The organism is Paraburkholderia acidisoli (genome assembly GCF_009789675.1).
GTDB classification, from domain to species: Bacteria; Pseudomonadota; Gammaproteobacteria; order Burkholderiales; family Burkholderiaceae; genus Paraburkholderia; species Paraburkholderia acidisoli.
This window is the reverse complement of record NZ_CP046915.1, coordinates 439,895-452,551: the sequence shown is the minus strand read 5'-3', so window position 1 is coordinate 452,551 and position 12,657 is coordinate 439,895. Positions and strand designations below refer to the sequence as shown.

Annotated in this window: 14 protein-coding genes; 4 read left to right on the top strand and 10 right to left on the bottom strand. The window is 67.2% G+C overall.

Going from position 1 to position 12,657, the window contains the following annotated elements; genetic code table 11:
- The first annotated feature begins 6 nt into the window (after positions 1 to 6).
- Together FAZ98_RS24190 and FAZ98_RS24185 are read left to right on the top strand one after the other, a co-directional pair.
- Positions 7 to 309 carry a hypothetical protein gene (locus FAZ98_RS24190; RefSeq protein ID WP_158954803.1) on the top strand — a complete coding sequence of 101 codons (303 nt, stop codon included), beginning with the start codon at positions 7 to 9 and terminating at the stop codon, positions 307 to 309.
- A 224-nt stretch (positions 310 to 533) separates the two neighbouring features.
- Entirely contained in the window at positions 534 to 821 is a 288-nt protein-coding gene (locus FAZ98_RS24185) for a hypothetical protein (RefSeq protein ID WP_158954800.1), read from the top strand.
- Positions 822 to 860: 39 nt separating this feature from the next.
- On the opposite strand, the gene FAZ98_RS24180 is transcribed toward FAZ98_RS24185, so the two are convergent.
- Both FAZ98_RS24180 and FAZ98_RS24175 read right to left on the bottom strand, forming a co-directional pair.
- Complete coding sequence (locus tag FAZ98_RS24180; protein WP_158954798.1) at positions 861 to 1,817, bottom strand: quinone oxidoreductase family protein; 957 nt, start codon at positions 1,815 to 1,817, stop codon at positions 861 to 863.
- Entirely contained in the window at positions 1,814 to 2,113 is a 300-nt protein-coding gene (locus FAZ98_RS24175) for a hypothetical protein (protein ID WP_158954796.1), read from the bottom strand. The genes FAZ98_RS24180 and FAZ98_RS24175 overlap by 4 nt, the downstream gene beginning before the upstream one ends.
- Positions 2,114 to 2,209: 96 nt before the next feature.
- On the opposite strand from FAZ98_RS24175, the gene FAZ98_RS24170 reads away from it, so the two are divergent.
- On the top strand, positions 2,210 to 2,998 hold the full coding sequence (locus tag FAZ98_RS24170) for an AraC family transcriptional regulator (protein ID WP_158954794.1): 789 nt from the start codon (positions 2,210 to 2,212) through the stop codon (positions 2,996 to 2,998).
- Between the two features lie 31 nt (positions 2,999 to 3,029).
- On the opposite strand, the gene FAZ98_RS35725 is transcribed toward FAZ98_RS24170, so the two are convergent.
- Genes FAZ98_RS35725 through FAZ98_RS35715 form a run of 4 tightly spaced genes read right to left on the bottom strand, consistent with a single transcriptional unit; the run spans position 3,030 to position 4,647 of the window.
- Positions 3,030 to 3,494 (bottom strand): alpha/beta fold hydrolase, encoded by a 465-nt coding sequence (locus FAZ98_RS35725; protein WP_233272907.1) that lies wholly within the window; start codon positions 3,492 to 3,494, stop codon positions 3,030 to 3,032.
- Complete coding sequence (locus tag FAZ98_RS35720) at positions 3,491 to 3,880, bottom strand: hypothetical protein (protein WP_233272906.1); 390 nt, start codon at positions 3,878 to 3,880, stop codon at positions 3,491 to 3,493. The genes FAZ98_RS35725 and FAZ98_RS35720 overlap by 4 nt, the downstream gene beginning before the upstream one ends.
- Complete coding sequence (locus FAZ98_RS24160) at positions 3,877 to 4,491, bottom strand: LysE family translocator (protein WP_158954791.1); 615 nt, start codon at positions 4,489 to 4,491, stop codon at positions 3,877 to 3,879. The genes FAZ98_RS35720 and FAZ98_RS24160 overlap by 4 nt, the downstream gene beginning before the upstream one ends.
- Before the next feature lie 18 nt (positions 4,492 to 4,509).
- Positions 4,510 to 4,647, bottom strand: coding sequence for a hypothetical protein (locus tag FAZ98_RS35715; RefSeq protein WP_233272905.1), 138 nt, complete (start codon positions 4,645 to 4,647; stop codon positions 4,510 to 4,512).
- A gap of 83 nt (positions 4,648 to 4,730) precedes the next feature.
- On the opposite strand from FAZ98_RS35715, the gene FAZ98_RS24155 reads away from it, so the two are divergent.
- Complete coding sequence (locus tag FAZ98_RS24155) at positions 4,731 to 6,134, top strand: sugar porter family MFS transporter (protein ID WP_158954790.1); 1,404 nt, start codon at positions 4,731 to 4,733, stop codon at positions 6,132 to 6,134.
- Between the two features lie 73 nt (positions 6,135 to 6,207).
- Here the strand turns inward: FAZ98_RS24155 and FAZ98_RS24150 are convergent, their stop codons facing one another.
- From FAZ98_RS24150 to FAZ98_RS24135, 4 genes are read right to left on the bottom strand one after another with little or no spacing between them, the layout of a single operon-like run.
- Positions 6,208 to 7,341 carry a hybrid sensor histidine kinase/response regulator gene (locus FAZ98_RS24150; RefSeq protein ID WP_158954788.1) on the bottom strand — a complete coding sequence of 378 codons (1,134 nt, stop codon included), beginning with the start codon at positions 7,339 to 7,341 and terminating at the stop codon, positions 6,208 to 6,210.
- 23 nt (positions 7,342 to 7,364) lie between these two features.
- Positions 7,365 to 8,018 (bottom strand): chemotaxis protein CheB, encoded by a 654-nt coding sequence (locus FAZ98_RS24145; RefSeq protein WP_158954786.1) that lies wholly within the window; start codon positions 8,016 to 8,018, stop codon positions 7,365 to 7,367.
- A gap of 7 nt (positions 8,019 to 8,025) precedes the next feature.
- Complete coding sequence (locus FAZ98_RS24140) at positions 8,026 to 8,892, bottom strand: CheR family methyltransferase (RefSeq protein WP_199272441.1); 867 nt, start codon at positions 8,890 to 8,892, stop codon at positions 8,026 to 8,028.
- A 36-nt stretch (positions 8,893 to 8,928) separates the two neighbouring features.
- Complete coding sequence (locus tag FAZ98_RS24135) at positions 8,929 to 12,492, bottom strand: response regulator (protein WP_158954784.1); 3,564 nt, start codon at positions 12,490 to 12,492, stop codon at positions 8,929 to 8,931.
- Positions 12,493 to 12,657: the final 165 nt, after the last annotated feature.

The window sequence follows — 12,657 nt, the reverse complement described above, 5'->3', positions numbered from 1 at the left end:
ATCGAAATGAAATCCACTACACGCTATCAGGTGAATGTTTGTGGCGGTGATTTTCATCACGTGCGCGAAGTTTTTCACGAGTGGAAAAACGAACCGCTCATTTATCGCAAAGACCACAAGATGTTTGAGGGCCGGGACGACGTGCGGCCACTGGAAAGGCGGGAGTTCGACAACACGGAGCAGGCGCGCAAGGCGTTGCAGGCCGCGTGCAGCCCGCACGATCCTTATGCGCTCGCCGCGGAGGTCAGCAATGGCGAGCGCGATATGTGGATCGTCATGGCCGCGTATCGCGAAGCGGAACTGGAGTGAGGTATTGGCGTGAGTTGGCGAGTTCGCGTGCGTGCGAATTTACAAGCATGCCGCGCGGATTTTCAATTCGGTCAACACAGGCAATGGCAGCAGACCCGGCGATTGTTGCGATAAGTGAAAGCGCCTATGCCGATATTGGCAGGAATTCGACGACGCGCGCTGTATGGCTCGCTGTATGGCCGGGTTGTCGCGATCGCAAAATCAGTGGGCTCAAGGAGGACGCAATGGGACTTTCGACGCAAAATCCGCTACCTGACGAGGCGAGTGCGAGCGACGACGACCTCGACGCCGCAAACCAGCAGAAAGCCGCCGAACGCGACAAGCCCGCGCGCGGTGCGCCAGGTAGTTTCGATCAGCCCGAACCGCACCCGGAGGTGATGCCGCGCGAAGGCGGCCCGCACCCCGAGCAGACGGCGGAAGTGCCGCTCGGCCACCACGGCGAATCGGCGCCGCCCGGCTCGCGCGGCCACAACAGCCCGCCCGTGACGCGGGACGGGAAACCGGGCGCGTGATGGATCGAGAGGTCGAGCCGACGCCGGTTCACGCCGGGGTTAGCTCATCGTGACGACTGTACGCGCCCGCGCATCGTGGCGCTTCCAGCCTTCCGCGATATTGGCGAGTGCGACCTCACGCGTCTCGATGCGCAATTTCGCGGGCGCTGCCGCGAGCATCACTTCGCGCAGCGCATTCATCAGACGTGACAGCGGCACGCTGCCAATCCCGCTGCCGAGCAGCGTGATCGCGGAGGCGCGCAACACCGCGCCGGGCAGGTCGATGTGCGTCCCGCTAATGGAGCCGATCTGCACAAAGCGCAGCGGCCACGCCTCGGGCAACGTCTTCGCCGCGGTGGTCAACAGCATTTGCGCGCTTTCGCCCCACAGGTAGTCGAGCACCACGTCCACGCCCGCGCGGCAGTGCGACTCGAGCGCGCCAGTAAGCGCGGCAGCGTCTTGATCCAGTGAAACGACGGCATCGGCGCCCGCGGCTTCGAGCGCGGCCAGGGTTGGCGCGTGGCGCCCCGTGGCGATCACTTTCGCGGCGCCCAGGTGCTTCGCGATCTGCACGGCCAGAAAGCCCGAGGCGCCGGTGGCGCCGTTCACGAGCACCGTTTCGCCCGCTTTGAAGTGGGCGCGTTCGGTGAGCGCCGCCCACGACGACATGCCCGGAATCGCGATGGCCGCCGCCGTGCGCGCGTCGAGCGAAGCGGGTAGCGCGACGCAATGCGAGTCGGCCACGAGCGTCCGCTCGGCGAGTCCGCCAAACGGCGCAGCGGGCGCGAAGAAATAGACGCGCTCGCCGTTCTCGCCGCGGCCCACGCCATCCACGCCCGCAACGAACGGGAACGCGCCCGACGACGAATAGTGCGTGCCCGAGGCGCGTCCGCGCGTGACGTGGCTGAGCGCACTGGCATCGACATCGATCAGCCGATGGCCGGGCGTGGCTGCGGGATCGGCGAAATCGGCATAGGCGGGCGCCGCGCCCGCTTGCGTTACGACGGCGGCTTTCATGCGTGCACCTCGTTGTGCAAATCGGCCGCGCCGCGTTGCGCGGCGATTCGCGCGTCGACCCACGCGCGCAAGGCCGGGTCGCGAAGCGCCAGCACGTCGAATAAGCCGAGCGCCGCGAGCGCGGGCAGCGCGTCGCTCATGTCGGCGGCCGCGACCGCACGCGCCGCCTCGGGCGCGTCGGGATCGCACCAGACGCGCGCGTTGACGAGAAACGCACCCACGGTGCCTTTGCGGATGGTCACGCCGTGCAGCTGCGCCGCATCGACGGCATCGGGAAGTAAGTGTTCGGCTCGCATGACTTGGCTCCGTGATCGAAAGAGATGTCGACACTCTACGAAAGCACGTTTGCCCCGTCTCCGGTATAAAGGTCAATCGATACTGCATTCTGGCCAATGAACATTCCGCTGATCCGCCCCGATCTCGTGCTCTCCGCCCATGGCCCGTTTCTCGCGGCCGGCGAACTCACGCAACCGGAGGCACGCACGACGTCCGCGCATAGCCATGCGCGCGGGCAGTTGATGGGCGCGCTGAGCGGTCTCGTTTCGGTGGGCGTGAACCGGCAGCAGTGGGTCGTGCCCGCGATCCACGCGATCTGGATTCCGCCGCACTGCGAGCATTCGGTGCGTTCGTACGGGCCGTTTTCGGGCTGGAGCGTGTTTATCGCCGAGGCGCGCTGCGCGGATCTGCCGATCGAACCGCGTGCGATTCGCGCGACGGCGCTGCTGCGCGAAGCCGTGCATCGCGCCGCTTCGTGGCCGGGCGCGACGCTCGACGCGGCGCAAACCCGCATCGCCGAAATCATTCTCGACGAACTGGCCGCCGCGCCGCCCGCGCCGCTCGGTTTGCCGAGCCCGGACGAGCCGCGCCTGCGCAAGATCACCGACGCGCTCGCGTGCGATCTTGCCGATACGCGCCGCCTGGAGGAATGGGCCGAGTGGGCCGGTTTGTCGCCGCGTACGCTGAGCCGGCGCTTTATCGCCGAAACGGGGATGACGTTCGCGCAATGGCGTCAGCAGGCGCGCGTGCTGCGGGCGCTCGAACGCGTGGCCGAAGGCGTGAGCGTGACGACCATCGCGCTCGAACTGGGCTACGACAACGTGAGCGCGTTCATCGACATGTTCAAGCGCGCGACCGGCACGACGCCGGGGCGCTATGCGCTGGCCGAGAAGGCCGCGAGCTAGCCGCGAGTTCGCCTGGGCGCGTGGCGAAACTTCACGGCGAAGGCGCGAGCATCCATGCCGTGATCGCGTGCACGACCTCGCTTTCGATGCCGTTGTAGCCGTGGTAGGCGAAAGCCTCGCAGGCATCGCCTTGCGTGTTGCCGCCCGAGACGACCATGAGCTTCGTGCGCGGCGACTGCGTGAACTTCGTCATGAGCGCGGCCGTGTCGGCGACTGGGCAGAGCGGACACGCGTCGTCCTGATGATGCACGACCAGCACGGGAATCTTGATGGCCGCGAGATCGAGGTCGGGCACGGCTTTGTCGGCGGCGTGACCCGCGCGGCCTTCGCGCAGGATGGTGGAGGTGAGCACGATGCCGTCCGGGCCGCCGTCGCCGGAGCCGAGCGCGATGGCGATGGCGGCCACCGACTGCGTGCCGCGACTCGTGCCGATCAGCCAGACGGGCACCGCGTATTGCGTCGCATGCGACGCTTGCGCGCGCAACCAGGCGATCACGGCGCGCGCGTCGGCCGCGTGCTCGGGCGTCTCGCGAAGCCGGTGAGCCAGGGCGGCGAGAGACGGTCGCTCGGCGCATCCACGATCGCCACGGCCACGTCTTCTTCGAGGAAATACTGCCGCGCGCGCACGAGGAAGTTGTTGCGTCCCCAGCCGAACGTGCCGTTCGAGCCGATCTGCAAGCCGCCGTGGCCGCCCGCGTACAACACGGCGATGGCCTTGGGCGCGGGCGGCGCGAGATAGAGGAAGCGCTGCGTCACGCCTTCGCGCGTGGGAATGTCGATCACGCGCGGTGTTGCTTCCTGTGCGAAGGCCGGGCGCTGCGCGAAAGCGAGCACCAGCGCGAGCGCGAGGGCCAGCCGCAAGGCAAGGGCGCGCATCGTCATCGACCTGCCAGCATGCGGCCGCCGAGCGCGACCAGCACCGCGCCCGCGACCGTGTCGAGCACGGCCTTGCGCCGCAGCAGAAACTCGCGCACCACGGGATGCGAGGCGAGCAGCGCCATCGAGCCATACCACGCGAACGAGATCAGCACCGCGAGTACGACAACGGCGGCGTTCAGCGCGAACGGTGCGCTTGCGGGCACCATCAACGCGAAGATGCTGCCGTAGAACGCCAGCGCCTTCGGATTGGTCATGCTCACCACGTAGCCCTTCTTCGCGGCGCGCCACGCCGAAGCCGCTGCTTGCGCGCGCAACGGCAAGGGGTCGCGCGCGGTCCACAGCATCTTCGCGCCGAGCCAGATCAGATACGCCGCGCCCGCCAGACGCAACGCGGTGGCCATCCACGCCACGTGCGCGACGAGGAAGCTCAAGCCCGCGATGGCGACCCACGCCCACGTGCCCGAGGCGGCCGCGAGACCGAGGCCCGTGGCGAGCGCCGCGCGACGCGAAGCCAGCGCCGTGGACGTGACGACGACGAAGTTGGGACCGGGGCTCGCGACGCTCAGAAACAACACGCCCGCGAGCGCGAGCAGAACGCTGAAAGAATTGGCCATGATCGGATGCGTGCGCATTCAGAAGGTGGGACCTTTCATCTTACCCGAGCCGCGTAAGCGCAAGGCACGTCGATTGCTGGGCGTGACGTGTTGCTCCGCTTCGCGCGCGAGGTCGATGCCCGCTTCGCACGCGCCGTGCGCGATGACGGAGATCACATAAACACGTGGCGCCGCGTGAAGTCGCGCGCGGGCTCCGCACAATAACGGTCACGCATACGCGTTTGAGCAGGAGATTCGACATGGGCACTTACGCCTCATCTACCCACACCGGGCTGCACGGCAGCGCGCGCACGCGCGTTTTCATGACCTGCGCGATGGCCGCGCTCGCGGGCTTGCTGTTCGGTCTCGACATCGGCGTGATCGCGGGCGCGTTGCCGTTCATCGCCAAAGACTTTCAGGTCAGCGACCACCTGCAGGAATGGATCGTCAGTTCGATGATGGTGGGCGCCGCCGTGGGCGCGCTCGCGGCGGGCGGCCTTTCGTTCTGGCTCGGCCGCAAATATTCGCTGCTGCTCGGCGCGGCGTTGTTCATCGTCGGTTCGCTGCTGTGCGCGAGCGCGCCGAATCCCGCGTTCCTGATTGGCGCGCGGCTCGTGCTGGGCGTGGCCGTGGGTATCGCCACGTTCACGGCGCCGCTCTATCTCTCGGAAATCGCGCCGGGGCAGGTGCGCGGCGCGATGGTGTCCGCGTATCAGCTGATGGTGACGGTGGGCATTCTGGTGGCGTTTCTCTCCGATACGGCCTTCGCTTCGTCGGGCGCCTGGCGCTGGATGCTGGGCGTGGTGGCGATTCCGGCCGGCATCTTTCTGCTGGGTGTGCTCGCGCTGCCGAACAGCCCGCGCTGGCTCATGATGAAGAACCGCAACGACGAAGCGCGCAAGGTGCTCAACAGCGTGCGGCCGGAAACGGCCGTGGTCGAGCAGGAAATGAAAGACATCGCGCGCCAGTTGCAGGTCAAGGAGCAGGGCTTCTCGCTGCTGCGCAAGAACCGCGACTTCCGCCGCTCGCTCGCGCTCGGCATTGGCTTGCAGGTCGTGCAGCAGCTCACCGGCATCAACGTGGTGATGTACTACGCACCGCGCATTTTCGGCCTCGCGGGCTACAGCGGCCATCAGGCGCAGCTGTGGGGCACCGTGATCGTGGGCGTGGTCAACGTGGTGGCGACGTTCATCGCCATCGGCCTCGTGGATCGCTGGGGCCGCCGCCCGATTCTGCTCACGGGCTTCGGCGTCATGACGGTGGGCATGGGCGCGCTCGGCTGGCTCCTGCATCTCGGCGTTTCCACGCACGCAGAGCAGCTCTTTGCCGTGGCGATGCTGCTCATCTTCATCGCGGGGTTTGCCATGTCGGCGGGCCCGATGATCTGGATCCTGTGTTCGGAGATCCAGCCGATCAAGGGCCGCGACTTCGGCATTGCGGCTTCGACGTTCACGAACTGGGTCGCGAATACCGTGGTGGGCGCAACGTTTCTCACGCTGCTCAACTCGCTCGGTCACGCGCAGACCTTCTGGCTCTACGCCGTGCTGAACGCCGCGTTCATCGCGTTCACGTTCTTCTTCGTGCCGGAAACGCGCGGCGTGCCGCTCGAAAAGATCGAAGAAAATCTGCTGGCGGGCAAGCCGCTGCGCGAGATCGGGCGGTAACCGCGCAAGCGCCGGAGGGCGCCTGTCAACACCGAAGGGCGGCGCGCGAGGCGCCGCCCTTTGTTTTTGCGGCTCAGCGCCCCAACGAACTCACCACCTCGTTGCGTCCCACGCCCGCGCGCGGCAGGCGCACCGTGAACGCCGTGCCGTCCTGCTCGTTCGAGGTCACGCTCACGTCGCCGCCATGCGAACGCGCGATGAGCCGCACGATGTGCAGGCCGAGCCCGAGGCCCGAGCCCTGATGCCCGGCGCGCGTGGCCGCGCTGTAGGCGTCGAACAGCAGCGGCACCACGTCGGAGGCGATCGCGCCGCGATTGGACACCGTCACCAGCACTTCGCCCGCCGCTTCGCCGCGCACGCTCAGGTGCACGGCGGTGCCGGCCGCGCCGTGCGTGAGCGCGTTGCTCACGAGATTCGAAATGGCCTGCGCGACGAGATCGGCGTCCCAGTAACCGCTCAGGTCGCCGCTGCGTTCCAGCGTGAGGCGTCCTTCGGCCACGTTCGGCGCGAACTCTTCCAGCACGTTCTGGCACAGCGTGTCGAGCTGCACGATGGTTCGGCGCAGCGGCAGGCGGCCGCCTTGCAGGCGCGCGAGATTGAGCAGTTGCTCGACCATGCGCGTCATGCGGCGCCCGCAGTTCTCGATCCGGCGGCCCACGGTGACGATCTTCTCGTCGCTGGAGGCGCGCATCAGATATTCCGCCGACACCATCACGGCCGAGAGCGGCGTGCGCAGATCGTGGCTCAGCACGGCCATCAGCATCTCGTTCGCTTCGAGCATCTGGCGCGTGGCCGCGAGCTGTTCCGCGAGCTGGCGCTTCTGCATTTCGAGCTGCACGAAAATGCCCACTTTCGATTGCACGATGCGCGGCTCGATCGGCTTGTAGAGAAAGTCGACGGCACCGGCTTCGTAGCCCTGAAACGTGCGGATCGCGTCCTGCGAGGTGGCCGTGAGGAAGATGATCGGCACGTGCGAGGTGCGCGGGCTGCCGCGGATCAACGAGGCCAGCTCGAAGCCGCTCATGCCCGGCATGTTGACGTCGAGCACGGCCACGGCAACGTCGTGTTCGAGCAGCAGTTCGAGCGCCTCGACGCCCGAGCGCGCGAGCAGCAGCCGCACTTCCGGCCGCGCGAGCAGGGCCGAGAGCGCCGTGAGGTTGTGTTCGATGTCGTCGACGATCAGAACATTGACGGTGGGCTGTGTCATGCGGTCAATCCCGGTCATACCTGTCATTCGTTTGTCAGCCTCGGCCACGCGGCGAGGCGCGCCGCGAGTGCCGAGGGAGAGAGTATTTCAGTGACGGCGCCCGCCGCGATCGCCGCTTCGGGCATTTGCGGCGCGACCGCCGTGGACGGCAGTTGCGCCCACGTCGTGCCGCCCGCCGCGCGTATCGCCGCGAGGCCGCGCGTGCCGTCGTCGTTGGCGCCGGAAAGCAGCACGCCGAGCAGACGCGCGCCGTACACGTTCGCCGCCGACTCCATCAGCACGTCGATGGAGGGCCGCGAGTAACGCACGGGCGCCTCGATGGAGAGCGCCACGGTGGCGTCGGCGTCCACCAGCATGTGATAGTCGGGCGGCGCGACATACGCGTGACCGCCGACGAGCGGCTCGCCGGCGTCCGGTTCGGACACGGGCAGCGCGCAGCGGCTGCCGAGCGCCTGGGTGAGAAAGCTCGGCGAGGCGGGTGGCAGATGCATCACGATCAGCAACGCGGCTTCGAAGCTCGCGGGCACCGAGGGCAGGATCTGCCCGAGCACGTCCACGCCACCCGCCGACGCGCCGATCACCACGCAGTCGAACGGTCCGCGCGCGCGCCGGCCCGCGCTGCGCGGCGTGCGGCGCAGGTCGGGCGAGGCGGGCGGTTTGCGGGGTGCGTCGCGCATGGTGAGCTTAGCGTTTCTGGTAAATGCGTTCGGCCGCGCAAAACTCGTCGAACGCTTCGTGGCGCTTCGAGAAGCGCAGGTTTTCCTTGCTGCCGAGCCCGAGAAAGCCGCGTCGCACGAGCGCGTGCTCGAACAGGCCGATCGCGCGGTCCTGCAACGGCCGGTCGAAATAGATCAGCACGTTGCGGCACGAGACGAGGTGCGCTTCGAGGAAGACTTCGTCGGTGGCGAGGCTATGGTCGGCGAACACCACGCGTTCTTTCAGCGCGCTCGCAATGCGGCCGCTGCCGTACGCGGCGTGATAGTAGTCGGAAAGCGTGCGCTTGCCGCCCGCGGCCAGATAGTTCTGGCTGAAACCGGCGAAGCGGTCGACCGGATAAATTCCCGATTCCGCGCGCTCCAGCGCTTCCGGGCTGATGTCGGTCGCGTAGAACAGCGTGCGCTCGGCGAGCCCTTCCTCTTCGAACAGAATCTTCAGCGACCACAGTTCCTCGCCCGTGCTGCAGCCCGCCACCCACACCTTGAGCGACGGATACGTTTGCAACACCGGCAGCACGTTGCGGCGCAGGGCGAGGAAATATTCCGGGTCGCGGAACATGTCGCTCACCTGGATCGTCATGTAGCCGAACAGGCGCGAGAAGTCGTCGGTGCTGCGCAGCACGCGGTCCTGCAACTGGCTCAGGCTCGCCACGCCGAAATCCTGGCGCGCCTGTTCGAGGCGGCGCCGCAGCGAGGGCAGCGAGTAGTGCCGGAAGTCGTGCTGATACTTCAGGTAGATCGCTTCGAGCAACAGCCGCAGCTCGATGTCGAAGTCGCTCATGGTCCGGCGCGCGTGCAGCGCGGGCGGGGGAGCGGGAGTCGGAGTGTCGGTCATGAATCGCGTTTTCCGTTCGGTACGTCTTCGTGCGGCTTACTTGCGCAGCCAGACGCGGCACAGCGACACGAGCTTGTCCACGTCGATGGGTTTGGACACGTAGTCGTCGGCGCCTGCCTCCAGGCAGCGCATACGGTCGTCGGCCATGGCCTTCGCCGTGAGCGCGATCACCGGCAGGCGCTCGAAGCGCGTGTCCTGGCGCAGCGCGCGCATGGCGGCGATGCCGTCCATCTCCGGCATCATCACGTCCATCAGCACGAGGTCGATCCGCGGCGTGATGTTGAGCAGGTCGAGCGCCTCGCGGCCGTTGCGCGCGATCAGCAGCTTCGCGCCGAGCGGCTCGATCACGTGCGAGAGCGCGAAGATATTGCGCACGTCGTCTTCGGCGAGCAGCACGGTCTTGCCCTCGAACGTGTCGTCGCGCTGGCGCACCGCGCGCAGCATGCGCTGCTGTTCGGGCGCGAGCTGCGACTCCACGCTGTGCAGGAACAGCGTGACTTCGTCGAGCAGGCGTTCGGGCGAGCGCGCGCCCTTGATGATGATCGATTTCGAATAACGGCGCAGGCGTTGCTCGTCGTCGTCGGAAAGCATGCGGCCCGTATAGACGATCACGGGCAGCGGCGCGGTGTCGGCGTTGCCCGCGAGCGTTTCGAGCAGATCGTAGCCGGTGCCGTCGGGCAGCGTGAGGTCGGTGACGATGCAGTCGAACGCGCCTTCGGCGATTTGCGCGTGGGCGTCGGCGAGCGTGCCCACGGCCACGATCTCCACGCCGTCGCCGACCAGCAGCGCGCGGATGCTTTCGCGCATCGCCTGGTCGTCCTCGATCACGAGCACGCGCTTCACGCGCTGTTCGAGGCGCGTTTCGAGGCGGCGGATCGCGGCTTCGAGCGTGCTGCGCGCCGTGGGCTTGTGCGTGTAGCCGATCGCGCCCAGATGCAGCGCTTTGTCGGCATGGTCCGTGGCCGAGACGATATGCACGGGAATGTGACGCGTGAGCGGGTCGCTCTTGAGCCATTCGAGCACCGAGAGGCCCGAGCGGTCGGGCAAGCCCACGTCGAGCAGCACGGCCACGGGCGCGGCGTCCTTCACGAGCGCGAAGCCGCTCGCGGCGTCGGGCGCGTGCAGAAAGTCGAAGTTCAGTTCGCGCACGAGGTCGCGCAGGATTTCGGCGAAGTGCAGATCGTCTTCGATCACGAGGATCGCGCGGTTGCCCGGCGTGCGCTGGTCGCGGTCGTCGGCGAGACCGGTGACTTCAGCGGCTTCCGCGGGCCGCGGCGCGCTGGCCTCGAGCATGGCCGCGGGCACGTTGACCGGCGCGGCGGCGTTTTCGAGCGCGGCCGGGTTGGCGTGCAGGCGGGCGGGGGCGCCAGCCTGCACGCGCGGGGCGGGCGTGGCGGCGAACAGCTTGGGCTGTGCGGCGGCCTGCGCCTGCGCGTCGTTCGCGGCGGCGGCGTTGGTGCTGTCGAGCGGCAGCCAGAGCGTGAACACGCTGCCTTTGCCCAGTTCGCTCGCCACGCCGATACGGCCGCCCAGCAGACGCGAGAGTTCGCGCGAGATCGACAGGCCGAGGCCGCTGCCGCCGTATTGACGGCTCGTGGAGCCGTCGGCTTGCTGGAACGCCTCGAAGATCATTTCGAGCTTGTCCGCCGCGATGCCGATGCCGGTGTCGCGCACGTCGAAGCGCACCACGTTGGCATCGACGGGCGAAATCGACAGCGACACTTCGCCTTCCGAGGTGAACTTGAGCGCGTTCGACATGAGGTTGCGCAGGATTTGCAGCACGCGCTGGCCGTCGGTCATGAGCGCGTCGGCCACGCCGGGCAGACGGTCGATCGCGAGTTCGACGCGCTTTTCGCGCGCGAGCGGCGAGAACGTGTCGCGCAGCGAGTCGGTGATGTCGTCGAGCTTGACGGTTTCGAGCACCAGCTGAACCTGGCCCGCTTCGACCTTGGAAAGATCGAGAATGTCGTTGATGAGCGCGAGCAGGTCGGTATTCGAAGCGTGGATGGTGGCCGCGTAGCGCACCTGTTCCTCGCTGAGATTGCCGGTGCGGTTCTGCTGCAGCAGCTTCGCGAGAATCAGCGAGCTGTTGAGCGGCGTGCGCAGCTCGTGCGACATGTTGGCGAGGAACTCCGACTTGTAGCGGCTCGACTGCGCGAGGCGTTCGGCGTTGCGCGTGAGTTCGTCCTGCGCGCGCACGAGTTCGCTCTTTTGCGTTTCCAGCCGGCGCGCGTATTCCTCGAGCTGCACGTTGGTCTGTTCGAGTTCGACCTGCTGCGCCTCGAGGCGTGCCTGCGAATCCATCAGCGCGCGGCCGCGTTCCTCCAGACCTTCGTTCGCCACGCGCAACTCTTCCTGCTGCACCTGCAACTCGTGATTGAGCTGCTGCGATTCGGCGTACGACGCTTGCAGGCGTTCGCGCGCGATGGCGGCTTCGATCAGGTCGCCCAGGGTCGTGGAGACGCGCGTGAGGAATTCGCTGTCGCGCGACAGCAGCGGCCGGAGGAAGCCGAGTTCGACCACGCCGTTGATCTTCCCCGCCGTGTCGATGGGCGCGATCAGCAGCGAGGCGGGCGTGGCGGAACCGAGACCCGATTCGACCTTGAGGTAACCGGCCGGCGCCTCGCGCAACTCCATCACGCGGCGCGACGCGGCGGCCTGGCCCACGAGCGTTTCGCCGTCTTGCAGCTCGGCAATGTCGTAGGCGCTTTCGGCACCGAAGCCGAACGTGGCGATGCGGCGTAGAACGCCCGCCTGCGGATCTCGCACGTACAGCGTGGCGACGCTCGCGCTCAGGTAACCGGCGAGGCAATCGAGCATCGCGCCGCCGACCTCGGAAAGCGCGTTGTGATTCATGCCGCTTTCGGCGAGCAGACGCTGACCCGAGCGCAGCCACACCTGTTCCGCGAGCGCTTCCGACTGCTCGGCCTGGCCGCGCAACGCGTCGTCGTAGGTGCGCGAGAGCGAGGTCATTTCGCGGCGCCCGAGCCACGCGAGCAGACCGTTCACGATGATCGTGAGCGCGAGGAAAATGGCGACGGTCGTGATCGTGAGCTGGCGCGCCGAGGTCGTGCGTTCCTGCCGCAAGCGCGTTTCCTCGTCGAGGAAATTGGCGAATTCGCTGCGGATCGCGTTGGCGTTGGTCATGCTGCGGTCGACCTGCACCAGCGCGAGCGTCGAGTCATGGTCGCGGCGCGCGGCAATGGCGTCGTGCGCGAAGCCGTCCCATTGCGCCGCCATGGCGTGCACGCGCTTGAGGCGCTCGACCTGGGGCGGGTTGTCGGCGACGAGTTCGGTCAAGCTGTCGATTTGCGCGTCGAAGCGCGGGCGGCCCACCTCGTATTGCGCCAGCGTGCGTTCGTCGCCGGTGAGCAGAAAGCCGCGCAGGCTCGACTCGCGGTCGGCCTGCACGCGCATGAGTTCGTAAGCTTCGCCGATCACGCGCTCGGAATGCTCGGCCCAGTTCATGGTCGAGACGAGATAGGCGATCAGCGCGACGAAGGCCACGGCAATGGCGAATCCCGCCGCGAGCGGCAGGGCGACGTTGCGTTGAATGATGCGTTTGAAGCGTTCCTGGTCGATCGCGATAAAAGCGGGCATTTTTTCCGAATGGGTCGTGTGGTGGGTCGACGTTCGGAAAAGTCGACCGGTTTATTCGGGCCAAGTCACGCTGTTTAGTCTGGCGTTAGCGTGCTTTGCCGCTTTTTGCCCGTCAATTAAGGGCGAAATCGATGCATACGCAATCATACAAAATCGCGGCCTGGG